The sequence below is a fragment of the Enterococcus sp. AMC1157 genome, from assembly GCF_058216555.1.
This window is the reverse complement of record NZ_CM177099.1, coordinates 1161123-1184747: the sequence shown is the minus strand read 5'-3', so window position 1 is coordinate 1184747 and position 23625 is coordinate 1161123. Positions and strand designations below refer to the sequence as shown.

The 23625-nt window shown below is 36.6% G+C and carries 25 protein-coding genes and 1 pseudogene; 15 read left to right on the top strand and 11 right to left on the bottom strand.

Translation table 11 applies throughout. The annotated features are described in order from the left end of the window. Positions 1-20: 20 nt before the first annotated feature. The 6 genes from AC4BBX_RS05845 to AC4BBX_RS05820 all read right to left on the bottom strand — a co-directional run bounded on the left by AC4BBX_RS05845 (position 21) and on the right by AC4BBX_RS05820 (position 4202). Positions 21-1127 carry an IS4 family transposase gene (locus tag AC4BBX_RS05845; protein ID WP_490454590.1) on the bottom strand — a complete coding sequence of 369 codons (1107 nt, stop codon included), beginning with the start codon at positions 1125-1127 and terminating at the stop codon, positions 21-23. Positions 1128-1395: 268 nt separating this feature from the next. Next, the gene (locus AC4BBX_RS05840; protein ID WP_490455504.1) at positions 1396-1620 is read right to left on the bottom strand and encodes a helix-turn-helix domain-containing protein; all 225 of its coding nucleotides are present in this window, start codon (positions 1618-1620) and stop codon (positions 1396-1398) included. Between the two features lie 154 nt (positions 1621-1774). Then, a complete protein-coding gene (locus AC4BBX_RS05835; protein WP_490455503.1) occupies positions 1775-2191 on the bottom strand; it encodes an HTH domain-containing protein in 417 nt (138 codons plus the stop codon). Positions 2192-2957: 766 nt separating this feature from the next. Beyond that, a complete protein-coding gene (locus AC4BBX_RS05830) occupies positions 2958-3143 on the bottom strand; it encodes a hypothetical protein (protein WP_490455502.1) in 186 nt (61 codons plus the stop codon). Between the two features lie 28 nt (positions 3144-3171). Then, positions 3172-3918: an IS21-like element helper ATPase IstB gene (gene istB / locus AC4BBX_RS05825; RefSeq protein WP_490455501.1), complete on the bottom strand. Its 747-nt coding sequence runs from the start codon at positions 3916-3918 to the stop codon at positions 3172-3174. Next, positions 3915-4202 carry a hypothetical protein gene (locus tag AC4BBX_RS05820; protein ID WP_490455500.1) on the bottom strand — a complete coding sequence of 96 codons (288 nt, stop codon included), beginning with the start codon at positions 4200-4202 and terminating at the stop codon, positions 3915-3917. Before AC4BBX_RS05820 ends, istB begins: the two co-directional genes overlap by 4 nt. On the opposite strand from AC4BBX_RS05820, the gene AC4BBX_RS05815 reads away from it, so the two are divergent. The 6 genes from AC4BBX_RS05815 (at position 4192) to AC4BBX_RS05790 (ending at position 9068) form a co-directional block, all read left to right on the top strand. Continuing rightward, positions 4192-4503, top strand: coding sequence for a hypothetical protein (locus tag AC4BBX_RS05815; protein WP_490455499.1), 312 nt, complete (start codon positions 4192-4194; stop codon positions 4501-4503). The genes AC4BBX_RS05820 and AC4BBX_RS05815 overlap by 11 nt on opposite strands. Positions 4504-4698: 195 nt before the next feature. Further along, positions 4699-5148 carry a DUF6978 family protein gene (locus AC4BBX_RS05810; RefSeq protein ID WP_490455498.1) on the top strand — a complete coding sequence of 150 codons (450 nt, stop codon included), beginning with the start codon at positions 4699-4701 and terminating at the stop codon, positions 5146-5148. 14 nt (positions 5149-5162) lie between these two features. Beyond that, positions 5163-5963, top strand: coding sequence for a DUF1828 domain-containing protein (locus AC4BBX_RS05805; RefSeq protein WP_490455497.1), 801 nt, complete (start codon positions 5163-5165; stop codon positions 5961-5963). Between the two features lie 791 nt (positions 5964-6754). Beyond that, entirely contained in the window at positions 6755-7558 is an 804-nt protein-coding gene (locus AC4BBX_RS05800) for a DUF6574 domain-containing protein (RefSeq protein ID WP_490455496.1), read from the top strand. 389 nt (positions 7559-7947) lie between these two features. After that, on the top strand, positions 7948-8541 hold the full coding sequence (locus AC4BBX_RS05795) for a type IV toxin-antitoxin system AbiEi family antitoxin domain-containing protein (protein WP_490455495.1): 594 nt from the start codon (positions 7948-7950) through the stop codon (positions 8539-8541). Then, positions 8538-9068, top strand: coding sequence for a nucleotidyl transferase AbiEii/AbiGii toxin family protein (locus AC4BBX_RS05790; protein ID WP_490455494.1), 531 nt, complete (start codon positions 8538-8540; stop codon positions 9066-9068). The genes AC4BBX_RS05795 and AC4BBX_RS05790 overlap by 4 nt, the downstream gene beginning before the upstream one ends. Before the next feature lie 427 nt (positions 9069-9495). Here the strand turns inward: AC4BBX_RS05790 and AC4BBX_RS05785 are convergent, their stop codons facing one another. Then, positions 9496-11550 carry a methyl-accepting chemotaxis protein gene (locus tag AC4BBX_RS05785; RefSeq protein WP_490455493.1) on the bottom strand — a complete coding sequence of 685 codons (2055 nt, stop codon included), beginning with the start codon at positions 11548-11550 and terminating at the stop codon, positions 9496-9498. A 102-nt stretch (positions 11551-11652) separates the two neighbouring features. Here AC4BBX_RS05785 and AC4BBX_RS05780 point away from each other — a divergent pair, with 102 nt between their 5' ends. After that, positions 11653-12372 (top strand): hypothetical protein, encoded by a 720-nt coding sequence (locus tag AC4BBX_RS05780; RefSeq protein ID WP_490455492.1) that lies wholly within the window; start codon positions 11653-11655, stop codon positions 12370-12372. A 115-nt stretch (positions 12373-12487) separates the two neighbouring features. Here AC4BBX_RS05780 and AC4BBX_RS05775 read toward each other — a convergent pair whose 3' ends face one another. From AC4BBX_RS05775 to AC4BBX_RS05765, 3 genes are all read right to left on the bottom strand, one after another. Then, on the bottom strand, positions 12488-13600 hold the full coding sequence (locus tag AC4BBX_RS05775) for a GGDEF domain-containing protein (RefSeq protein WP_490455491.1): 1113 nt from the start codon (positions 13598-13600) through the stop codon (positions 12488-12490). A gap of 227 nt (positions 13601-13827) precedes the next feature. Then, the gene (locus tag AC4BBX_RS05770) at positions 13828-15141 is read right to left on the bottom strand and encodes an IS3 family transposase (RefSeq protein ID WP_490454242.1); all 1314 of its coding nucleotides are present in this window, start codon (positions 15139-15141) and stop codon (positions 13828-13830) included. A gap of 121 nt (positions 15142-15262) precedes the next feature. Continuing rightward, entirely contained in the window at positions 15263-16075 is an 813-nt protein-coding gene (locus AC4BBX_RS05765) for a hypothetical protein (protein ID WP_490455490.1), read from the bottom strand. Positions 16076-16254: 179 nt separating this feature from the next. Between AC4BBX_RS05765 and AC4BBX_RS05760 the strand changes: the two genes are divergently transcribed. From AC4BBX_RS05760 to AC4BBX_RS05725, 8 genes and pseudogenes are all read left to right on the top strand, one after another. Next, complete coding sequence (locus tag AC4BBX_RS05760; protein ID WP_490455489.1) at positions 16255-16740, top strand: RNA polymerase sigma factor; 486 nt, start codon at positions 16255-16257, stop codon at positions 16738-16740. A gap of 65 nt (positions 16741-16805) precedes the next feature. Continuing rightward, positions 16806-17012: a DUF1659 domain-containing protein gene (locus AC4BBX_RS05755; RefSeq protein ID WP_490455488.1), complete on the top strand. Its 207-nt coding sequence runs from the start codon at positions 16806-16808 to the stop codon at positions 17010-17012. Between the two features lie 21 nt (positions 17013-17033). Beyond that, positions 17034-17246 carry a DUF2922 domain-containing protein gene (locus tag AC4BBX_RS05750; RefSeq protein WP_490455487.1) on the top strand — a complete coding sequence of 71 codons (213 nt, stop codon included), beginning with the start codon at positions 17034-17036 and terminating at the stop codon, positions 17244-17246. An 81-nt stretch (positions 17247-17327) separates the two neighbouring features. Beyond that, positions 17328-18173, top strand: a complete 846-nt coding sequence (locus tag AC4BBX_RS05745; RefSeq protein ID WP_490455486.1) for a glycoside hydrolase family 25 protein — start codon at positions 17328-17330, stop codon at positions 18171-18173. Between the two features lie 80 nt (positions 18174-18253). Next, positions 18254-19246 carry a nuclease-related domain-containing protein gene (locus AC4BBX_RS05740; protein ID WP_490455485.1) on the top strand — a complete coding sequence of 331 codons (993 nt, stop codon included), beginning with the start codon at positions 18254-18256 and terminating at the stop codon, positions 19244-19246. Positions 19247-19795: 549 nt separating this feature from the next. After that, positions 19796-20761: a competence protein CoiA gene (locus AC4BBX_RS05735; protein WP_490455484.1), complete on the top strand. Its 966-nt coding sequence runs from the start codon at positions 19796-19798 to the stop codon at positions 20759-20761. Positions 20762-20897: 136 nt separating this feature from the next. Next, on the top strand, positions 20898-22715 hold the full coding sequence (gene pepF / locus AC4BBX_RS05730; RefSeq protein WP_490455483.1) for an oligoendopeptidase F: 1818 nt from the start codon (positions 20898-20900) through the stop codon (positions 22713-22715). A gap of 44 nt (positions 22716-22759) precedes the next feature. Continuing rightward, positions 22760-22852 (top strand): annotated as a pseudogene (locus AC4BBX_RS05725) (glucosamine-6-phosphate deaminase); the annotation flags it as partial. A gap of 56 nt (positions 22853-22908) precedes the next feature. Here AC4BBX_RS05725 and AC4BBX_RS05720 read toward each other — a convergent pair. After that, on the bottom strand, positions 22909-23559 hold the full coding sequence (locus AC4BBX_RS05720; RefSeq protein ID WP_490455482.1) for a DsbA family protein: 651 nt from the start codon (positions 23557-23559) through the stop codon (positions 22909-22911). Positions 23560-23625: the final 66 nt, after the last annotated feature.

Here is a 23625-nt window from a genome sequence, read left to right as displayed (position 1 = left end):
GACACGCCATTTTCTTGTTCTCATGTTGGAATCAACTTCTCTAACCAACACTCAAACGGAAGAAACAGTAAATAACGAAAGAATCGTTTGATTTGAAACACAGATTGTTTTGTGTTGGTTTCTACTTTAATAAGAAAGGTTAACAGTGCGGAAATCATGGTTAAAATCAACTGATTATGCACGCCCTGTTCACTTTGAGAAAAAAACGTTTTACTGGTCATGTGTTGTTTGATATGTTTGAAAAACAATTCAATTTGCCAACGCGCGTGATACATATCAGAGATTTCTTTTGAAGAGACGTCCATTCGATTGGTAATAAATTGAAATTCACGTCTACTTTTATCTTGAACAGTAACGAGTCGGAAATTGGCAGTCAGATAAGTCTTAGAACCCAAACGAACCAGTTCATCTCGTAGAATTTCTTTTTCTGGTGATGTTTCCAGTGTTTCTATCAAGTGAACATGGGTGTTCTTTTTGATACGTGTAACGAAGAAGTAGCCGTCCCCATGCATCTGATCCATCTTTTCAAAGTCCAAGTAGCCACGATCAAACACGTAGGTCGCTTCAGGTTTATTCACCAGCAAGGGCAGTTGATTGACATCATGTTCACGGGCATTGGTTAAGGTAAAATCAGTGGGATACATCGTGGCATCGTTCATATAACAGTAGTTTAAGTGTAACTTAACGCCTGATTTTGTTTGGCGAAAAGTCGCCCATTTGTGGCGATTGAGACTCAGAGAAAACGTACTGGAATCAATCAGATACAGACTATTTCGCTTAGTTGGTCTTGTCTGAGAGTGGATTTTTTCTAAAAGCTGTTGGAAGATTTCTTCTAACACGCTGGAATCAAGTGCATTGAACGCACGTGATAATTGCGTATGACTGATGGTGGTCACGTCGGTTTCTAGTTGAAGTGATTCGTTGATGAGAGACGTACTCAAGTCACGCAAACTCTCTTTTTCTTCATTAATTGCGTAGAGAAAAAGCTTCAACACCGCTTCAAAAGAGAGTTTTTTCCGATATGAATTGTAATTGACAATGAATTGTTTAGCAGAAACAGAAAGATTTTCTACATTTATGGCAGAAAACCATTTATTAAATGCCGAATTTGTTTTATACTTATCCATGAGTTAGTCCTTTTTATTGGTCTTGGATAAGTCATCCGAGTACTAGTATAAAGGATTTTTTTGTTTCATGGAACAGTACAATTTTTTATGCAACACTAGTGACAAAATCTATTTTTAAGTTATTTGAAAGTTGGTAAGCCAAGATTTCATTTGTTTGTGCATCTTTAACGGTCGACAAATAAGCCATAGCTTGATTTCCATAGGGAAGGTAGGTGATATCTGTCAGTAAAACTTTTCCTGCTATACCAGGTTTGAAAGCTCGTTTAAGTTAATTTTCTACAATACTGTGCTCTTTCGTAGCTTTGGCTAGTCTTCGATAAGGATTTGCTTTTCTAACAGATGAAAGTAGCCCAAACTTACGACAGATTCGTTGAACACACTTTCGATTCATGATAATTCCAAATGTGTTTTTGAGTGTCATCACAATGGATCGCGTGCCTTTGTCTTTCGAACGAAAGGCAAGTGCTTGTTCAATTGTTTTTTTGAGTACCAATTCTCGATGCTGTTTCTGTACGTTAAGACTACGCTTCTTATAGGCATAGTAACCACTACGAGAGACACCTGCTAAGCGACAAAATAAACTGATGGAGCGACTAGATTTCTTAGAAAGTTCTTCGATGAGCGAAAAGGTAAGTTCTGCTGTTAACTTATTGGTTCGATTTCCTTTTTCGCTCAGCTCTAACTTTTTTATGAAATCTAATTCTCCCTTTAAAACAAAGATTTTCTGCTTCTAATTTTGCAATTTGTTCTTCAGTAGTTAATGTTCGTTTTAATGGACGTCCGCTCTTTACTTTTCTAGTATCTCGTAATCCTAAAGTCCCATCATTTTTTACAGCTTTCTTCCAACGAAAAGTGGCTGTTTTGATACGCTCTGTACCGAGTACTTGAACATCAAATCCTGCTTCTTCAAAAATACGTGAAGGTGATTTTCCCAATTCATATTCTTCAATAAATTTCATTTTAAAATCAACAGAATAGGTAATTGCTTTTGAACTCGCAGTGACTACATTTGGATTGGCAAGTAAGATTTCAAGTTGTTCTGGTGTAAAATACTTTACAGTCATCTAGTCATTCCTCCTGTCATTTATTATTTTAAGTGTACACAAAAACAGACCTATAGGTAAGGTGTTTTTTTCAAACTGTCCTTATCTATGGGTCCATTTTAATTATATGGAGGTTTTTTATTATGTTTCAATAGTAAGCGCCGAATAGCGGAGTACCTAGACGACTTTTAGCCCGATTGTTATTATACAATCAGTCGAAGTCGTCTTTTTTATTATTTACATTTTTCTTGGACCGTTTTCGACCAAGGGAGATAGTCGTCTAAGTGATCTGCTGTTAACACCGGTAGATTGGGCAATTCTTCAAATGATATCCGCCACAGGAAATTACCAGCAGTGACATAGTTATTACCACCTAGTGACACCGATATTACCAGTGAGTGCCAGACAAGTTACCAGTGAGAAAAACAATCGAGAAAAGCTGCCCTAATCCTTTAAATAAAGGAAGTGGACAGCTTTTCGTGAATAAGGTCAAAATGCACCATCGGTGAATATACTTTACCAGTAAGTGTGCAGAGAGTTTAACACCAACTATACTGACCTTAAGGTCACCTAAGAGCCATTCCATATAATCCAGGAACGGCTCTTAGGTGATTTCAAGTATGTTTTCTACCTGTAAAATTTAAAGTTAGTATTGGTTGATGCTGCTATAGCCCTTTCATTATCTCGGAAACAGGGTGATTTTTATTCCATTCGATACGCTCCTCAATGAGACTTTGGTACTTTCTGTACGCGGAATAATTATCAAACACTTGATAAATATCTCCCTCTAAATCAGGGAACGCAAGACGTTCCTCATCTGATAATTGATTGACAGTGCGCTTAGGTCGACAACTTGTTCTTCCAATTCAGTAGAATATTCAATCAGGGCCACGATAAAAGAAACAAGAGCGTCCTCCTCAGATTGCTTATCTAACATTTTATAATAATCTTCGGTTTCATCTTCATAACACATATTCGTTTCAACCTCCTTACATTGAAATTTAGTTGCGGATGCCATGTCGTTCACGCATAGATATTTCTCCATCTATCAATAATTGGATCGAGTTATGCACGATTCGATCCATAATTGCTTCAGCTACAGTGCCATTCCCAAGCTTTTGAGGCCATCCTTGCGGATCTATCTGGGAACAGAAAATAGTCGATTTGAGCTTGTATCTCATTTCCACAATTTCAAGAACGAGCGCTGCCTGCTCTGGCGAAATATCGATTAAAAGCCATTCATCAAGAATCAGTAGGTCTACTTTGGAAAGTTTTTTAATACTTTTGCGGTAAGAATCGTCATTTCGATATTGCTCCACCATCAGTTCATCCAGTAACTCCGGAAGGCGCACATACTTCACAGTATGGTGTTGACGGCAAGCTGATATGCCGAAAGCTTGTGCGATATAGCTTTTTCCAGCTCCAGTTGGACCTTTGACGATAATGTTGTTTGTTTGGCGAATGTAATTGCAGCTGGACAGTTCCAAGATACGCATCTTCTCTAATTTCCGGTCTTCGTAGTATTCGATGTCTTCAATGCAAGCCTGTGAATCTTGAAAGTTAGCGCTCTTGATCAATCTTTTCAACGTGTTCGATTTGCGTCTGTCGTACTCATGATCGATCAACAGCTGGAATCTTTCTTCAAAACTCATTTTTTTGAACTCCGGCGAACTCTCTTGGTGCTGATATCCTTCTACCATCCCTGATAATTTCATTGAAATCATTTTGCTTATTGTTTGTTCGTTCATTGTCCTTTTCCTCCCCAATAATCTGCGCCGCGTGTAAATCCGAAATCATCCTGAGACTTGGATGGTTTTTCCAGTGCTTTCTCGGCATCTTTTTTCTTATTTGCTTTCAGTTGATTTTGAACTAATTTGACCGTCGGTCGCTGAGTGACATTCAAGATTTCCTTGCACGCTCTTTCGATTTCGTACTTGGTATAACGGCGGGAACTATTTTTTAAAGAAAAAATAGACGAGAGTGCCTTGCGCTCAACCTGATAGGTGTCTAATAGATATTGAATGAGGCGCAAAGTGTTCTCTCCGATCGTTTCTGCCCATTGTAAGGCATTTTCCGGTGTTTGCTCGATATACAATATCGGTGGGGACGAGGAGTATTCGAATAATTATGTGGTAGAAACATTGTGTGACTTGATGGATTATCCATTGATAAATATTGATTATGTCGAAGATCGGAAAGGGCATGATTTTCGGTATAGTGTGGATAGCGAGAAGATTCGGAGGTTGGGATGGCGACCGCAAGTATCATTTGATGAGGGATTGAAGCAGACAGTTGAGTGGTATGTGGGTATTGTCGGAGGTTGGGATGGATAGGTGCTTTAAGTAGATGTGATTTCGAATGTTCTTGAATGTTTGAGGTGTTGCAGTAATTTCAATGCTTTTTTTCTCTCTAATTGCTATAATAAGAGTGATTTGAGGAAGGTGGATAACGATGCACAAGGCCCAAGTTGTTATTTTTTTTTCAAAGAAAAAATAAGATAACGCAACACCAGTGAGAGAGGAGCAGCTATGGATATTGATAATTTAGAAGATATTGAAGTCAGAGAATTAATAAACTCTTTAAAGCATCCATCGAGATTGTTTGCATTAGATGAAATAAATGAAAAAATATCTGCTATGTTTGGTACTTTAAGTATTTCTGAATCAATCATTGGAAGTATTGATGGTATTGAGTACATACTTTATATTTATAGAGGTCAAAGAGAAATAAACCGTTATACTCTTAATTTAAGATTTGCTAATAAACATCATCAATTAGTTAGACTAGATATTGGAAGTGGACATATTAATCCAGATGGAACGAGAATTAAAGGCGATCACATTCATTTTTATAGTAAAGAGTTTCCAAAAAGAGATCGTATTGCATATCCACTAAATAAGAGTGATTTTCCAAATGTAGAGAATATAATGGATGCATTTTCCAAGTTTAGCAAGTATACTAATATACAAAATAGTTGAAGGAGGCGTCTAGAATGGATTTATCGACTCAAGATTTAAAAAAACAATATATTGATTGGATTTCTGATAATACGATTTATTCTAAGCTAGAAGATGGTATATTGAGAATTGATACGCCATTCATCGACAATGACTTTGACGAAATTGTTTTGTATGTCGAACTTCGAGAAAAAAATCAATTACTTATTACTGATGATGGATTTACTTTGGCAAATCTTCAAAGTTTAGGTTACTCAATTAATAATAAAACTTGGAAAAGAAAAATAATTTTAGAGGATATTACAAATGATTACGGGATTGATTTTCACGAGGATTCAAAAGAACTATTTATAAAAACAAGTTTTGAAAACTATGCTGTTTCAAAACATAGACTATTACAAGCGATTCTTAAGATAAATGACATGTTTTTGTTAAGACCTAACTATGAACCGAATGCATCTTATGAAACGGTTTCTAAAATTCTTGATACAAATAAGATATTGTACTCGACAAAATATCCTGCTATTGGCAAAAGTGGAATTACATTTATATTTGATTTTTCAATTCCAACTAGAAAAAAGAAGGATAAATTGATCCGAGTGATTAATTCACCCAATGATTTAAATTATTCTAAGGTATTGGGAATGGATGCAAGTTTACTATCCACTACAAAAAAAGCAGATTATTTTGCTATATTAGATGATGTCAATTATGATTTAAAAAATTATTCTGAAATTGAGTCTATTTATAGTGAAGTAAATGAACGCTATCATGTCAATATTTCTCCAATCCTGATTTCAGAGCTTGAAGAAAAGATACATTTGTTGAGTAATTAAAACTAGATTACTGCTAGATAATAGAGACAGAAGTGAATTATAGTAGGGTAAATTGATGTATTGTGTATGTCTATTTTATTTATCTTGAGTTTGACAGTTAAATAAGTGTGAAAACCGCTAGACTTCTTGGTATCAAAGAGGTTTAACGGTTTTTTTGAATTTTCACTATTTTTGAAAGTAAAAAATAAAAAGATTGGTGAATTAGAGGATTATTTTTATGATGTGGCGATTGTATGTGCCAAACATCCTTATATTATTGCCGACTTGAAAGAATCAGTGGATTAACTCACGATTTCAGAACTGTCGAAGGAAGTGTATGATTGATTGAATTAGTGAGAGACTCTACTGTGAAATAGCGGTGGTGGTTTTGTTGACCTTTCGAATAGTTTGATGATCGATAGTTCACATTTAAAGATTCATGCTTAAGTCTCTTATTATGATTTTCGATAGTACATCCAAATTTTATGATAGAGTCTTGCTTTTGCTTATACTTAGCTCAGGGAATTAAGTCATGAGAACAAGTGTAATGATGGGGATTCCGGCAATGTAGAAATAGATTTTAGCAAATACTCAGCAGCGATTGAAACAGAACAATCTGAATGAGAAGTAAATTTTAGACTATCACTAGGAATAACAGAGATTTTTGTTTATGGATATAAAGTGTCTCAATACGGTACCTATTTGTTGTCAATCACTCGATTAACTTGTAAACTAAATGTAATAATTGTTAACAAGTTCCTAGCTGATTATTTCAAATGAATGTTTTCAAATATCTGAAAGGAGGAAGATGAATGATGAAACAGTGTGTACATTGTGGGCATGAAATGGAAGAGGACGCGATTTTTTGCGAAAATTGTGGTCAAGATCAAAACATAGAGGTGACTCCTGAAAAAAGTGTTAGTCAAGAGATACCAAACGAAGATACAACTAGTCAAGAGGTGCCGCCTGAAAATAAGACGAGTATTATGGAGAATGAAACTGTTCAGCAAACAATTTCTGCTGGGAAAAATTATTTGAGTTATTTTTTGGAAAAATTAAAGAAACCAACACTTGTCATCGAACAAGCAACGACTTATTTTGGTTATGTCACGCTTCTTTTGTTTACTTTCTTTCAAACATTAATTATCTTTGCAGAGATTAAACGAGCGGGAATATTATTTGGTAGTATGTTGGGAATGGTTTCTCCTGGCTTAAGCTCAACATTTGAAGTAGGGTTCGGCGACTATCTTAAAATATTTATTTCATTCTTACTGTTTGTTGTCGTAAGTGTGGGAATCACGTATTTAGTCATTCATTTTATTTTTAAAGCACCAGTGAAAATTCATGATATCGTCAATAAGTTTGCTTCTGTTTTCAGTGCAATAACAGTGTTATCGTTAGTCGTTGCTTTTTGTACTTTAATTAATCTAACCTCAATGACTGTTAGTATATTTACTTTGTTAGCAGGTTTCTTTGTCAGTGTGATTGCAATCATTCTTCTGGTTACGGAAGAGGAAAATGAAGTAATTCGTAAATGGACTCCTTTTTACAGTGTCTCTTTAACCTTAGTCATTATCGCCATTATTGATATTTTAATCATGAATATTTTACAGTAAAAGAAATCTTAAAGCTGAAAAAATCAAGCTAGAAATATCAGGTAGAAGGTTTTATTAGGTAAAAATATAAAGCCAGAAATGAGAGAATCAGGCTGGGCAGAAAGCCTAAAATCACCTAGTTTTCTTCATAAAAAAAATAAAAAAACGCATGAAATCACCGTTTGAAAAAGCAGGTTTCATGCGTTATTTAACTTTAAGAGACTTTTTGCCCTGCCTCTTCTTTTTTGTCTTTAAAGAGATTATTACTTTTCAGGTGATAGAAAGCTTAGTACGACAAACTTTCTACCACTTTTTATTTGTCTTAAATACGAGTAAAATGTTTCTTTGGTAACTATTATACTACAAAAATAAGAAAATGTAGTACAGTAGTTACAAACGAGGTGAAAAGCATGGAACAAAAAGAACAGGTTTATCAACTACTTGAAAAAAGAAAGGGCACTTTGTCTAGAAAAGAAGCATTAAATGCTGGTATTAATCCCAACACATTAAAAAGAATGTTAGATGCAGGGGAAGTGTATTCACCTATTTCAGGTATTCTGGTACAAGAGGATCGTTTAGAAGATACTTATTACAGCCGCCTACAAGTTTTTACCAGAGGAATCTACTCTTTAGAATCTGCTTTAGTCTTACATGATTTAACAGATTTGATTCCTAAATACTATGTCATGACTTTTCCAAGAGGTTATCGAAATCCTGACTTATCAAAATATCATATCAAGGGAATCTATAAACCGATGGAAATTTATGAGTTAGGTATTGAAAAGATGTTGTCTGCTCAAGGAAATCCCATCAAAGTCTATAATTTAGAGAGAACACTATGCGATGTTTGGAATCCTAGAAATAAAATGGATGTGGCATTGAAAACACAAGCAGCGAAAGCTTATGTAAAACACCCACGAAGAAAACAATTTTTATTGCCGGGTTATTTAAAGAAATTAAATTTAAGTACAGAATTAATCAAAGTATTGGAGATGTTAAAATGACACAATTAAATCGTCGACAAATTACAGACCGTTTACGAACTTTTGCGCAAAACAGAAATATTGTACCAGATTTAGCTAGAAAATATTTTATGTTGGAAAGAGTGCTAGAACGACTAAGTAAATCCGATTACCGAGAAAATTTTATTATCAAAGGAGGTTTTTTGATTGGTTCGTTGATTGGTATGGAGAATCGTACAACGAAAGATATTGATGCTACGATTACTGGGATTCAATTAGAACAAGAGCAACTTTTGTCTGTTTTTAATGACATTTTCCAAGATGATTCTGTTGATAATATCAAATTTAGCTTAACGAAAATTCATGAAATTCGAGAAGAGGAATTTTATTATAGAAACGGGAGTAGTGAAGAGAGGAGTGGTTATTCGAAAATGGGGGGAAATGAAACAAAAGCCGAAGTTGTTGTTCGAAAAATCGAGAAAACTGGAACAAAAGCCGAAGTTATTGTTCGAAAATCCGAGAAATTGAAACAAAAGCCGAAGTTATTGTTCGAAAAATCGAGAAACTGAAACAAAAGCCGAAGTTATTGTTCGAAAATTTGAGAAACTGAAACAAAAGCCGAAGTTATTGTTCGAAAATTTGAGAAACTGAAACAAAAGCAAGAGTTATTGTTCGAAAAATCGAGAAAATGGAACAAAAGCCGAAGTTATTGTTCGAAAAATAGAGAAATTGAAACAAAAGCCGAAGTTATTGTTTGAAAAATTGAGAAATTGAAACAAAAGCCGAAGTTATTGTTCGAAAATTTGAGAAATTGAAACAAAAGCAAGAGTTATTGTTCGAAAAATCGAGAAACTGGAACAAAAGCAAGAGTTATTGTTCGAAAATCCGAAAAAGGACACAAGATAATATACTACCTTCACAGCCCTAAAGATTTTAGCCTCAAATCAAAAAACGTATGACCTCCGCTTTAAAAGCACAGATGTCATACGTTCAATTTTATTCTTTGATAACTGTTAAAGCGGCCATCATTCGTTTTAACTCATCCGCAATTCCTTGTAAATCACCGACGTGTCCCGCGAATTCTTCCATGGTTGCTAGAACTTCTTCGGCATTGGCAGAAACTTCTTGGGTTCCTGCAGCATTTTCTTCTGTGGAAGCAGAGATGCTTTCTAGATTTCCTAGTACATTACCTTGAATATTCACGATATTATCGGTAGAACCTTCGATGCTTTGGATGTTCTCAAACATTGCTGTAGTACGTTCGAAAACATCTTGCGCTGAAGTGATGGCTTGATTGATTAGACGGGTTTGATTTTCGCCACCCTCTAAAGAACGTGATGTTTGCTCAACCATTTGTTTTGATTGATTTTGAATCGTTCCAATGATTGTTTCGATTTCTGTAGTCGAGTTTTTACTTTGTTCTGCCAACTGACGAATTTCAGAGGCAACAACGGCAAAGCCTTTACCTGATTCACCGGCACGAGCGGCTTCGATTGAGGCATTTAGAGCCAATAGGTTGGTTTGATACGAGATATCATTAATCACATTGATAATCTGAGTGATTGCTTGGATGCTCTTATTCATCCCATCCATTCCGTTAACTAATTGAGACATTTGTTCCATTTCTTTTTGCCAGCTAGAATTCACGGCATTCATGACTTCCATACTTTGCTGGTTGCTAGCATTGGCATCTTGAGACTGATTATTTAAGGCAATAACGCTTGAAGTTAATTTTTGAATGACTTCTGATAGTTGCTGCATTTGTCTCACACTGTGTTCTGTTTCCTGCGCTTGTGTTCCAGTGACTTGGGCAACACCTGTGATTGTATCGGTCACTTCACTAGTTGCTGAAGTTGTTTGTTCCGCTAATTCTAGTAAAGAATCAGCCATTTCAGCGACACGCTCACTATGCTGTTGTGAATTATTAGTTAGAACTTCCACACCATCAATCATGTCGTTGTAACTTGCCGCTAAGCGATGGATTTCATTTCCGTTTTCGTCAGGATACAAATAATTTCTAGCTTTCTGAGATAACTTCATCATTGGTGTGTTTGGTTGTTTATCAGAAATTTTACGATAGGTCCCTTGTTTGATTTCTGCAAAACGATCTACCAAGACCATCAACATTTCTTGGATAATATTTTTAATAACAAAAGCAAACACGGTGACAATCAGAAGCATAATAAGAGAAACCGCGATTGAAGAAATCAGCAACGCACGAATTTCCGGCGTGTATTCTCCAGTATGAATTGTTGAGAAAGCCCAAATTAGGTCGTCTCCACGGTTTCCTTTATTAAAATAGAAACTTTCAACACCTTCAGGCAAATTGTCTCTCAGATACAAGCCTGGCTCAGTGCTTTCTGAAACGACTTGGAATAACGGACTTTCGCTACCACCGTCAGCACCGATACGCTCGGGATCGGTATCTGCCACGATGATTCCTTCACTAGTGATTAGTGAAATATGCCCTGTGCGTCCAACATTTAAGCTTTCCAACATTTTCGTAATATTTCCATAAGAGACATCGATACTAAGAACACCCAAATCCCCTTGGTTGTTAGAAATTTGCTTAGAAATCGTATTGACAAACTGCCCTGTCACTAAATCTTGATAAGGGACCGACCAAGTACTTTTCCCATTTCCTGCCACTGCGTCTTGGAACCAAGGACGTTCACTTGGACGATAGTCACTCGGCAAATCATTTGTTGCGATAAATTGATTATCAAAAGTAGCAAAAGTGATTGCTGTGATATGAGTGTCTCCACCCATTGAAGTTCTTAAAACAGGACGAATTTCTGCTAAATCAAATTCTTCCTGAAATACCGCCTCTTCCGCTAAATTATTCAAACGAGATTCCGTATTATTTAAAAGACCTTCTGTTTCAGTCATCACCGTTTCAGTACCGCTGATTTGACTATCTAAATTTCTTTCTCTTAATAAATTGGTTGTTGTCATAAATGAACTCGCCAGCATGACCCCAATTGGTAGTAACGCCAAGACAAGCAAGGCCATGATAATAATACCGCTAATACTTTTCTGCTTTTTTTTCACTTTCAAACCCCTTTTCCCAAAAATTCTCTTTGCTACTCATTTCTTTATCGGTTATTCTTTGGAATAGTTAATTTAAGTAAGCCTTTTCTAGGAGAAAAAATTTTGATTGGGATTGAGGGACTTGAAGTAGGGAATTTGACTAAGAGAAACTCCAGCGTTCGAAAAACGGAAAAACTCGAACAGAGGAACCCTCCAGCGTTCGAAAAAAGAGAAAACTCAAACAGAGGAGACCTCCAGCGTTCGAAAAATGGAGAAACTCGAACAGTGGAGCTATCCAGCGTTCGAAAAATGGAAAAACTCGAACAGTGGAGCCCTCCAGCGTTCGAAAAATGGAGAAACTCGAACAGTGGAGTCCTACCGCGTTCGAAAAACGGAGAAACTCAAACAGTGGAGCCCTCCAGCGTTCGAAAAACGAAGAAACTCAAACAGTGGAATCCTCCAGCGTTCGAAAAACGGAGAAACTCGAACAGTGGAGCTATCCAGCGTTCGAAAAACGGGAAAATTCAAACAGTGGAGACCTCCAGCGTTCGAAAAACGGGAAAATTCAAACAGTGGAGACCTCCAGCGTTCGAAAAATGGAAAAACTCGAACAGTGGAGTCATACCGCGTTCGAAAAACGGGAAAACTCGAACGGTGGAGACCTCCAGCGTTCGAAAAACGGAGAAACTCAAACAGTGCAGACCTCCCGCGTTCGAAAAATGGAAAAACTCGAACAGTGGAGACCTCCCGCGTTCGAAAAACGGAGAAACTCGAACAGTGGAGACCTCCAGCGTTAGAAAAACGAAGAAACTCAAACTGTGGCCCGACAGATCCACTGCCTGAAACTCGCCCTCCTTTAACAAACATAAAGGTAGTAGTAACCGATAACCTACCAAACACAATCTAAAAAACGATTCCGACTTCAAGACAAGTTGCTTTGAAGAGTGGAATCGTTTTTTTATCTATAGGCATTTGTACTGGTATATAAAAAAATTTGGTTTCTGCCGGCTCTTTTTGCATCGTAGAGAGCGGCGTCGGCGTACTCCATGGTTTTCATGCCATCATAATAGTGAATTTTATTGGATTCAATGCCGACTGAAAAGGTGATGGTGTAGCCTTTTGATAGTAGGCGATGACGTTTCATGTAGTTCTTTTTGAAATGCTTGAATTCTTGCTGGGCTTCTTTTTTTGCGCAATCGAAGAGGATGACACAAAATTCTTCTCCACCAAAACGGTAGACGGCAAAATTCCCTTTACCTCTGCGTTGGGTAAAAATAACATTTAGCAGTTCAGCAAATTCTTTTAGTACTTCGTTTCCTTCTGCGTGCCCAAAGGTATCATTCAATTCTTTGAAGTAGTCTAGATCAATCATGGCTAACGAGAAAAACTGCTTATTTTCTTGAAACTTGAGCAAATCTGCTCCGAGTTTTTGAAAATTGAAAGCTCCTGTCAAAGCGTCAATTTGGCTCTGACTAATCACGTTTCGCATACGGTCGTCTTCGATTTGTTTTAAACGATAAAAACTCCAAAGCACGGCGGTGATAATTAGTGAACCGACTAAAATTAATGCATCGTCTATGATAGAGGCAAACATTTGATTAGATAGTAAGTAAAAAACTACAATAACAAAAAATTTAAAAATAAAGGTGGCAATGACTTCGTAAATCATTACTAGTCGGCCCCAATTTTTTAATAATAAGGTGAAAAAGAAAAGGGAGACACCTAAAACTAAAAAGAATATTTCTTCATTGCTGTTATAACTACCAACGAGTGGATAATAAATCATGGTTAACACGGGTGTTGTGAGATAGAGAATATTACCGAAACTGGGGAAAAAATAGAAAGCAATAATAGTTTCCAAGACAAAGGTATAACTATAGAATCCCATTAAATTATAGGAAAACGATAGTGTGACATAGGCATAAATCATATAAAGTAAAAAAACGACGCTATATTTAATTGTGGGTGTAATTTTAAATTTTGAAAGGCTGTGGTAAAAAAATGCTAACGCAATCAAGGCGCTAATAAAAATGACGGGAAAGACAATTAAAATCAATGTAATTTTTTCCATAAGAAGCCCCCTTGTTCTCTTAAATCCTTGGTGTAAAGCATGCTAAAGCTGATATAAATGTATCAATCTGACTAAACAAAGTCAATATGAGGACAATTACTATCATAATCGTCATTGGTTGATCGATTTTTTTTAATGGTAGATTCATTTTATATAGAATAAAAAAATCCTCCAAACAATAAAGTGGACCCTAAGTCAAGGACACTTCAAAAAGAAACCAATAATTTTTAGGCAGCTATTAGCTGGTACCGGTAATCAATCGGTGCCAGCTTTTTCAAATTCCATTGTCCACGATCATTATTATAGTAATCCATATAATCGTCTATTACGGATTGAACTTCCTTATAAGATTGACAATTATCAAAATCACATTCGTCTTTCATATGACCGAAAAAGGATTCTTGCGGGGCATTATCCCAACAGTTTCCTCGTCTGCTCATCGATTGAGTAATTCCAAAAGATTTTACCAATTTTTGAAATTTAGGACTTGTGTAGTGGGAACCTTGGTCTGAATGAATCAATACTTCTGTATCTAAACGATGCCCATGTTTCTCAACTAATTGTGTCATTGTGTTCAATACAAAATCTATTTTTAAGTTATTTGAAAGTTGGTAAGCCAAGATTTCATTTGTTTGTGCATCTTTAACGGTCGACAAATAAGCCATAGCTTGATTTCCATAGGGAAGGTAGGTGATATCTGTCAGTAAAACTTTTCCTGCTATACCAGGTTTGAAAGCTCGTTTAAGTTTATTTTCTACAACACTGTGCTCTTTCGTAGCTTTGGCTAGTCTTCGATAAGGATTTGCTTTTCTAACAGATGAAAGTAGCCCAAACTTACGACAGATTCGTTGAACACACTTTCGATTCATGATAATTCCAAATGTGTTTTTGAGTGTCATCACAATGGATCGCGTGCCTTTGTCTTTCGAACGAAAGGCAAGTGCTTGTTCAATTGTTTTTTTGAGTACCAATTCTCGATGCTGTTTCTGTACGTTAAAACTACGCTTCTTATAGGCATAGTAACCACTACGAGAGACACCTGCTAAGCGACAAAATAAACTGATGGAGCGACTAGATTTCTTAGAAAGTTCTTCGATGAGCGAAAAGGTAAGTTCTGCTGTTAACTTATTGGTTCGATTTCCTTTTTCGCTCAGCTCTAACTTTTTTATGAAATCTAATTCTCCTTTTAAATAAAGATTTTCTGCTTCTAATTTTGCAATTTGTTCTTCAGGAGTTAATGTTCGTTTTAATGGACGTCCGCTCTTTACTTTTCTAGTATCTCGTAATCCTAAAGTCCCATCATTTTTTACAGCTTTCTTCCAACGAAAAGTGGCTGTTTTGATACGCTCTGTACCGAGTACTTGAACATCAAATCCTGCTTCTTCAAAAATACGTGAAGGTGATTTTCCCAATTCATATTCTTCAATAAATTTCATTTTAAAATCAACAGAATAGGTAATTGCTTTTGAACTCGCAGTGACTACATTTGGATTGGCAAGTAAGATTTCAAGTTGTTCTGGTGTAAAATACTTTACAGTCATCTAGTCATTCCTCCTGTCATTTATTATCTTAAGTGTACACAAAAACAGACCTATAGGTAAGGTGTTTTTTCAAACTGTCCTTATCTATGGGTCCATTTTACAAAACGGAGGATTTTGTTTTTTAAAACTCAATGTTAAGAAGTTTGTGGAGATGTTTTCGCCCAGCTTCTTGATAGATATTTTTCTGATAGTTGTCATAAAGAGTCCGAAATTCATTGGGATAACCAGGAATATGCTGGAATTGTAAATTTTTTAGAATAAAGCGAGTTTCTATGGAAGAGCTTACATTCAGAAATTCCAAAACACTGATATGTGGACGAGTGTTGCCAAAGTCATGTTCTCTTTTTATGATAGCATGAGCAATGAAGGATTTTTCCATGCAACGTTGGATAGCCGATTTTTTTCTATCGACTTCCAGACAAAATAAGTTTTCTAAGATAATGTTGGTTTTGCTGTGACGGTTATGTAGTTCTTCGATGCGTCCTGGGTTAATCCAGAATGTATCATTGTTTGTTACACCACCAGTTGGAAAAAGACTGTAATCTTTAATCGCAATTGGAATCATACGTTTCTTACTGCAGAGTAGTTCGTTAAAGGTGTGAGTATACTGATCATACTCAAAGTTCTCAAAAGTTTTTAAAAGATTTTTGGCAATGTAGGCAGGGGCAGCATCCACTAATTGGGCAGTTTCCCTATATATGATGCAACTTTTGACTGATAATGACTCGATTATCGGGATAATCGCATAAATTTCATCATAATAATCAGCTTGGATGCTCAGATGGATACTTTTACTGAGCTCGAGAACGTTGATTGGGGTGGCTTCTTTGGACATGGAAAATGCAGGTAACTCTTCTAAATTGGGACGATATTTTCTTTTTGAAACAGGGATTTTTCTTTTTTTAACAGATTTCGATGGTTCATCAGCGGTCATTTAATCATCTCCTGTGTAGTGTTATGTGAACATTTGTATCTAGTTTGATTATACATGATTTATCTTTAAAAGATAACTATTATTGTGAAAAAATATGCATTAAGCTAGTTTTTCTTTTGATGGGATTATTCCTATACTATATCTACCTCGAGGAATGAAGAACAAAGGAAGAAAAACAGATGAATGAACAAGAATTGACAGACTTAGTGAATGATTATCAAGCATTGTTTTATAAAGTTTTGAGAAAATGCAGTATTTTTCCCGGACAAAATGATTTTGAAGATTACTTGCAAGAATTACGGATTTTATTTTATTTAAGAGCAAAAAAATATCCTTCCCGTGGATTTTTTGAAGCTGAAAATCAGGTGGGGTATCTTTTTAAATATTTGTTGTGGTATGTGATTGATCAGAAGCGAAAACCTGCGCCAGAAAAAGAAGAAGTTCAAGATGAAGTTTTGTTGACGATGCTAGAAAGTAAAAATGAATTTTCTGATGTTGAGACGATGGAGAGTTTTCACCAGTTTTATCAGCAGTTGTCAGAAAAGGATCAAAAGAAGGTCATGGCTTTACTGAACGAAGAGCTGACTAGACAAAGTCGCAGTCGCTATCGTCGTTATTTTAAAAAGAAATTTGATTTTTTTCAAAAAAGTGGTGACATTTTCTAAAAAGTTTTCGTTCTTAGTAGTGTAAGACGTACGGCTTATAAAAAATAATTGAGGAGGAAACAAACATGAGAGCACACAAACAAACGAAGTTAACAGTGCAACTAGCGCAAGAAGGGGAAGAAAAATTGATTCGCCAAGGATTTACGAATGTGAAAGAAAACGTTGGGGAAGCAGACGTTTTGGCATTAGGTGAGATCGTCAGCAATCTAGCTCCGGAAACAATCGAAACAGCATCAGTAATTGAAACTGTGGAATACCAATACAATAACTAATAATAGAAGGAGGAATTTAAGATGAAAAAATTACATTTAACGTTTACGAATAGTGAGGATAAAAAACACAAGTTTGTCCCACGAGTAGCTGCGGAGGACTTAACTTCTGGACAAGTGCGTTCAGCGATGGAACAGTTGACGGAATTAGCGATTTTTGAGAAAAATGGCGTGCAACTTTATCAAGAAGCGGCTGGCGCTAAATATGTAGAAACAATCGAAACCGTATTGTTTTAATCAATTGGAGACGGTGGACGGGCAAAGGCTTGGTTCACCGCCTTTTTTTGAATATAACTGAGGATAAAAAGGAGGAAAACAATGATTCCTAAACCATTAATCATTGATATAAGTGAGTGGCAGCTTCCTAGTGAAATAAATTACGATCAACTGGCTCGACAGGTAGCAGGCGTGATTGTGCGGATTCAGTATGGTAGTAATTATGTGGACAAACATTTTCAGACGCATATTCGTGAATTTCAGAAACGAAATATTCCAGTTGCTGTTTATGCTTGGGTGCGAGGGACATCGATAAAGGCGATGGAACAAGAAGCGATTGATTTTTACCAACGAGGGAATGTTTTTCAACCGACTTTTTGGTGGTTGGATGTGGAAGAACAGTCGATGACAGATATGCGAGCAGGCTGTGAAGCTTTTCGAAAAAAGCTCAAGCAGTTGGGAGCTAAAAAAGTCGGAGCCTATATTGCCAATCATTTATATGGAAAATTTAATTTGGACGTCGCAAAATTTGATGGTATTTGGTTGCCGACTTATGGCAAAAATACTGGACTTTATGAGGGTTACACGCCGACTGCCAGTAAAAATTATCATCTACATCAATACACTTCGGCTGGCAAACTGACTGGTTATGCGGGAAATCTGGATTTTAATCGCTTGGTCAAAGGAGAACTTGCTTACTTTTTCGGTCATAATAAAGTAGTAGTGGCAGATAAAGGAATTCGCTTTTGTTTGGATACCGCTATTTATTTGCGAAAAGCACCAAGAACAACAGCCGATTCGATCACTTTGTTGAAAAAAGGTGAGGAAATTTTGATTCAACAATTAGCCATTGGCGAAGCTTATTTGTGGGGGGAACAACTGCGCAAGGACGGAAGTCGAGGGTATGTAGCTTTAGGTGTATTTGAGCCTTACGGAAATTTTATTTAAAATATTTTGGAGAAGAGTGACTGAGGTCGCTCTTTTTTGCGTATTTATATAAGAAGTTAAAAAAGAAAGTAGGGAAGAAAATGAAACTTTTTAATGGGAAATTGTCCGGGGACTTGGATTCAGTGCCTTCTAGGTATGAACTTGAGCAAGTGATAGCCTGTCGCCAACAGTTTGATCGCAAAAGAGAGCAACAATTTCATCGTTTGGAAAGAGGGATGGTGGGAGAACAGCAGGCATTGGATTATCTTCGTCGTTGTATTCCAGAAAATTGGACGGTTATTCAGAATTTGTGGGTGGATTTTAATGGTACTTGTGAGTTTGATTTGTTGCTAGTGACCGACATCGATCAAGTGATTGTTTTTGAAATTAAGAATTATTCGGGCATTTTTACTTACGAAAATGGCAGCTGTAAAGTTGACGACAAAGTTATCGCCAGCAACTGCATTGCTCAAACCAAAAAAGCCCACATCAATTTGCAAGCCATGATTCGAGAAGTCTCCTCCACTATTCAAGTGCATGGCGTACTCGTTTTTATCAGTCCAGATAATTGGGTGGATATCAAATCCGAAGTGAGTGGGATTCAAATTTTGATGGCGAACCAATTTTTGTTATATCTTAAAAAAATTGTGGCTAAGGCTAAAAGTCAGCCTCTGCGTGGAAACACTAGTGAGTTAGTACTGAAAGTTTGTCAAAAATATCGAGTGGAAAATCCCTATGCACCCAAACCCGTAGATTCTTCAACCTATAGTCAATTGAAAAAAGGCATTCATTGCGAAGCTTGTCAGAGCTTCCAAATCGAGAAGCAGGGCAACTCGATTAATTGCCGAAATTGTGGAGCTTCCGAGTCAAAAGAAAAAGCCATTCTGCGAACCATCCACGAATACGGCGTACTCAATTTCGAAAGCAACTTATCAATAGGAGAACTGCTGGAGTTTTTTGATAATCAGGTTTCTAAATACAGCTTACGAAATGTGTTACAAAAATATTTTGGTAAAATGGGGAATAGCAGATACACGTACTATATTAATAAGAAGATTCCATTCAATTTATCCGATTATCCTGAATTAATTTAGTAAAAAAATGAAGAGATTTGTCCCACTGTTTAAAAAAAAAGAAAAAATCAAACGGTGGTGAGTCCCACTGTTCGAAAAAGAGAAAAAATCAAAAGGTGGGTAGCTCCACTGTTCGAAAAAGAGAAAAAATCAAACGGTGGATAGCTCCACTGTTCGAAAAACTGAGAAACTCGAACGGTGGCGAGTCCCACTGTTCGAAAAAGCAGAAAAATCAAACGGTGGCGAGTTCCACTGTTCGAAAAACTGAGAAACTCGAACGGTGGCGAGTTCCACTGTTCGAAAAAGAGAAAAAATCAAACGGTGGCGAGTTCCACTGTTCGAAAAAAGTGAAAAATCAAACGGTGGCGAGTCCCACTGTTCGAAAAAAGTGAAAAATCAAACGGTGGCGAGCTCCACTGTTCGAAAAAGAGGAAAAATCAAACAGTGGATAATACCACTACTAAAAAATCAGTCCAAGCTCCTATCCGACACCACTCCCACTAAAATCTCTTGAATTATTTTAACAAAATCTTCCTTTTTTTACGTATTTAATTGAAAGAGGTGAAGAGGATGATTATTGCGGAAACTATTTTAGGAGAAAAGATGCATATTGGTGAGTTGCCGACGCCATTTGAGCAGTCGTTGATTTGTCCTTGTTGTAAGGAGCCGGTGGCAATCAAAAGGGGAAAGATTCGGCAGGCGCATTTTGCCCATTATCCAAATAGTCATTGCGACAGTTTTAGCGAGGGGGAAACGCAGGAGCACTTGTTAAGTAAAGAATTCCTTCAAAAGTGGAGTCGCACTGGAATTTTGGAAGCTTACTTGCCAGACCTACAGCAGCGACCGGATTTGTTGATTGATTTTTTAGCTGTGGAAGTGCAGTGTTCGACGTTGACTTTGGAGCGGATGGAGGAGCGAACCTTAAATTATCAGAAGCATCGGTATTTCCCTTGGTGGATTGTTGGAGATAATTTAGTTCCGAAAAATCGTTGGAGTCAGTTGCAGAAGGCTTTTACTTATTACGATCAGGGAAAAGGAATTCATCTTTGGCATATTCATAATCATCAAGAAATCTGGTTGATGTATGCGATTCGTCAGCATTATCAACTAGGAGTTATTTTTCATGTAAAAAAATGGCGCTCAACCAAAGATTCTTTGACGAATTTATTGGGTTTTCAGATGGAAGAAAAACCGCTGTTTGCTTGGGAATGGGAAGCGTATCGCTTTTCGATTCGTAAAAAGTTCTTCAGAAAAGAATCGAAAATCCTACTCATTCAAGAACATCTTTATCCGATGGGTGGCAATATTCAAAGCTTGCCTAGCTGGTGTTATCAAGCTAGTGAGTTCTATTTTTATTTTGGGGATTGGTTGTTATTTTTGCGGTTTGCCGTTTTAAAAACAGACTCCTTTAAAGGGTGGTTACAATATCTCAAACAAGGAGCGTTTGTTTGGTCTTATCCGTTAGTTTCGCAAAAAAATATTTTACTGGCGGTTTATCAAGAAGCGGTGGAATTAAAAAACAAGCAGAATCTATAGGATTTTTTTTATGTGAATATTTCTAAAATATGATACACTTATTTTATTGGAGATTTCTACAAAAAATCTCATAGAAAATCAATGATTGGTTTTCAAAATAAGTTTGATCAGATATTTGAGGAGGAATGGAAACATTATGTCAGAAGCGAAACAATTACCAACACGTGAAGAAGTCGCAGAAGCATCTACATGGGATTTAACAAAAATCTTTGCTGACGATGCTGCTTTTGAGGTTTCATTCAAAGAAGTTCAAGAAGAATTATCGAAAGCGGATTCTTACAAAGGAACGCTAAAAGACGGCGGCGCAGCATTTTTAGCGGCTTTGGAATACGTCTTAGATTTTTCTCGTAAATTTGAAACAATTTATGTCTACAGTCATTTAAAAAATGATCAAGACACAGCCAATACGACTTACCAAGCATTATACGCTCGTGCTAGCAGTTTAGCTGCTCAAGCCGGAGAAGCTATTTCATGGTTTGAACCGGAAGTTTTAACTTTAAGCGATGAAACGATTTGGGGTTATTTTGACGAAGAACCAAAATTAGCAGAATACCGTCATTTTGTGAAACAAATTGTTGATAACCGTGACCATGTGTTGCCAGCAGAACAAGAAGCTTTATTAGCAGGTGCGGGTGAAATTTTTGGTTCACCAAGCAGCACGTTTGCGGTCTTAAATAATGCGGATTTAGTTTTCCCAACAATTGATGGAGAAAACGGTGAAAAAATCCAACTTTCTCATGGAGTTTATGGACAATTGATGGAAAGCACAAATCGTGAAGTTCGCGAAGCAGCTTTCAAAGGACTTTACAGTGTATATGAGCAATTCCGTAATACTTTTGCTTCAACGTTGAGTACTAACGTGAAATCTCACAACTACAAAGCGAAAGTTCGTAAATATGCTTCTGCTCGTGAAGCAGCGTTAAGTAATAACCATATTCCAGAAAGTGTTTATGATACGTTGGTGGATGTGGTTAATAAAAACTTGCCATTGTTACACCGTTATATGGAATTGCGCAAACGTCTATTAAAAGTGGACGAATTGCATATGTATGATGTGTACACACCTTTACTAGGAGAAGCAACCATCAGCTATACTTACGACCAAGCAGTAGACAAAGCGATTGAAGCTTTGGCACCAATGGGCGAAGAATATATGACTGTGGTTAAAGAAGCCTTCAACAATCGTTGGATTGATGTGGTAGAAAACAAAGGGAAACGTAGTGGAGCTTATTCTTCTGGTGCTTACGATACCTTGCCATACATTTTGATGAACTGGCATGATACCTTGGATCAATTGTATACGTTGGTTCACGAAATGGGTCATAGTGTTCACAGCTACTTTACTCGTAGCAATCAAGAGTATGTTTACGGCGATTACTCTATTTTCCTAGCAGAAATTGCGTCAACTACTAATGAAAATATTCTAACGGAACACTTATTAGAAACAGAATCTGATCCTCGTGTCAGAGCGTATGTTTTGAATCATTATTTAGATGGCTTCAAAGGAACTGTTTTCCGTCAAACACAATTTGCGGAATTTGAACACTTCATGCATGTGGAAGATGCGAAAGGAACACCTTTAACAAGTGAATTCCTAAGCGAAAGTTATGGAGAATTGAATAAAAAATATTATGGTGATGCATTGACAGACGATCCAGAAATTCGTTTGGAATGGTCTCGTATTCCTCATTTCTACTATAACTATTATGTCTTCCAATATTCTACAGGTTTCTCTGCGGCTGCTGCGTTGTCTGCGAAGATTCTAAATGAAGGACCTGAAGCGTTGGAACATTACTTAAATTACCTAAAAGCTGGTAGCAGCGATTATCCGATTGAAGTAATGAAAAAAGCTGGTGTAGATATGACACAAGCAACTTATATTGAAGATGCGATGAAGACTTTTGAAGCTCGTTTAGATGAGCTAGAAGCTTTAGTTGCTGAATTAGAAAAATAATTAGTTGAGAGCATTGTTGAAAGACAGTGCTCTTTTTTTACGAAATCCAAGAAGCAATCCCAGCGTCTATTTTAAGAATGCATCCTAATTTGACGGTAATTCTTGATCAAGCGGCCGCTAGTCTTTTAGAAAAATAAACGTAAAAAAAAGCCTCGAGTCTCAGTAAGAAAGCTGAGATTCGAGGCTTGTTTATTTATAATAATGTCAGTTTCGGTGTATGATGTAATATTTTTTTGCCTGCTTGTTTCAAATAAGTGTTATTAATTTGAATATAAGTATCTGAATTTACTTGGCATAAGCTGTTAATTGTGTCCAACGCTTCTGCTCCTTGGAGGAGGGTACCGAATTCTTCTTTTTTGTAAAAATTATAAACCACGGCAGAAGTTTTTTGTTGCACGCCAAGTTCACGAGCTATTTTTTGGTCTTGCCAGAATAATTCATCGATTAAATCAGATGGGCGATCTTCATTAAATATCGCTAAATCGCCACCAATTTTTTGGATGAGTTCGGCAGTTAATTGAGGCGAATATTCTCTTCTTTGATGAAAAAGGGCCGTTTGCATCGCAATCAAAAATCTGCGGGCTACTTTTTTGCCTTGTAATTGAATGGTTTTATAATCCAAAGCAGCTAGATAGGCGAAGTTATTAAATTTATTTCGAGCGGTTAAAACTTTTTTATCCCAACCGTGTTCTATCATTGCTTGTCGATTAGACGACCAATTGACTAATGGTAAAATTTGCAAATCGATTTTAAGTGGTTGCTCGTGAATAAAATCGATGATTCGCAATTCTTGGTCGTAACACTTGGTACTAAAGGGATGTACAAATAAATAAATCTCAATCACGGGGTGTTCCTCCAAATAGAATGCGTGTTTATGTAAACATCATTATTTTTTACTACCTACACTTTA

Bases quoted from the DNA above. Each gene is read 5' to 3' on its own strand.
- AC4BBX_RS05805 (WP_490455497.1), top strand. From the start codon at position 5,163: ATGGATTTATCGACTCAAGATTTAAAAAAACAATATATTGATTGGATT.
- AC4BBX_RS05735 (WP_490455484.1), top strand. From the start codon at position 19,796: ATGATTATTGCGGAAACTATTTTAGGAGAAAAGATGCATATTGGTGAG.
- AC4BBX_RS05745 (WP_490455486.1), top strand. From the start codon at position 17,328: ATGATTCCTAAACCATTAATCATTGATATAAGTGAGTGGCAGCTTCCT.
- AC4BBX_RS05760 (WP_490455489.1), top strand. From the start codon at position 16,255: ATGAATGAACAAGAATTGACAGACTTAGTGAATGATTATCAAGCATTG.
- AC4BBX_RS05815 (WP_490455499.1), top strand. From the start codon at position 4,192: ATGAGGCGCAAAGTGTTCTCTCCGATCGTTTCTGCCCATTGTAAGGCA.
- AC4BBX_RS05775 (WP_490455491.1), bottom strand. From the start codon at position 13,600: ATGGAAAAAATTACATTGATTTTAATTGTCTTTCCCGTCATTTTTATT.
- istB (WP_490455501.1), bottom strand. From the start codon at position 3,918: ATGAACGAACAAACAATAAGCAAAATGATTTCAATGAAATTATCAGGG.
- AC4BBX_RS05765 (WP_490455490.1), bottom strand. From the start codon at position 16,075: ATGACCGCTGATGAACCATCGAAATCTGTTAAAAAAAGAAAAATCCCT.
- AC4BBX_RS05755 (WP_490455488.1), top strand. From the start codon at position 16,806: ATGAGAGCACACAAACAAACGAAGTTAACAGTGCAACTAGCGCAAGAA.
- AC4BBX_RS05740 (WP_490455485.1), top strand. From the start codon at position 18,254: ATGAAACTTTTTAATGGGAAATTGTCCGGGGACTTGGATTCAGTGCCT.
- AC4BBX_RS05750 (WP_490455487.1), top strand. From the start codon at position 17,034: ATGAAAAAATTACATTTAACGTTTACGAATAGTGAGGATAAAAAACAC.
- AC4BBX_RS05800 (WP_490455496.1), top strand. From the start codon at position 6,755: ATGATGAAACAGTGTGTACATTGTGGGCATGAAATGGAAGAGGACGCG.
- pepF (WP_490455483.1), top strand. From the start codon at position 20,898: ATGTCAGAAGCGAAACAATTACCAACACGTGAAGAAGTCGCAGAAGCA.
- AC4BBX_RS05835 (WP_490455503.1), bottom strand. From the start codon at position 2,191: ATGACTGTAAAGTATTTTACACCAGAACAACTTGAAATCTTACTTGCC.
- AC4BBX_RS05795 (WP_490455495.1), top strand. From the start codon at position 7,948: ATGGAACAAAAAGAACAGGTTTATCAACTACTTGAAAAAAGAAAGGGC.
- AC4BBX_RS05830 (WP_490455502.1), bottom strand. From the start codon at position 3,143: ATGTGTTATGAAGATGAAACCGAAGATTATTATAAAATGTTAGATAAG.
- AC4BBX_RS05790 (WP_490455494.1), top strand. From the start codon at position 8,538: ATGACACAATTAAATCGTCGACAAATTACAGACCGTTTACGAACTTTT.
- AC4BBX_RS05845 (WP_490454590.1), bottom strand. From the start codon at position 1,127: ATGGATAAGTATAAAACAAATTCGGCATTTAATAAATGGTTTTCTGCC.
- AC4BBX_RS05770 (WP_490454242.1), bottom strand. From the start codon at position 15,141: ATGACTGTAAAGTATTTTACACCAGAACAACTTGAAATCTTACTTGCC.
- AC4BBX_RS05810 (WP_490455498.1), top strand. From the start codon at position 4,699: ATGGATATTGATAATTTAGAAGATATTGAAGTCAGAGAATTAATAAAC.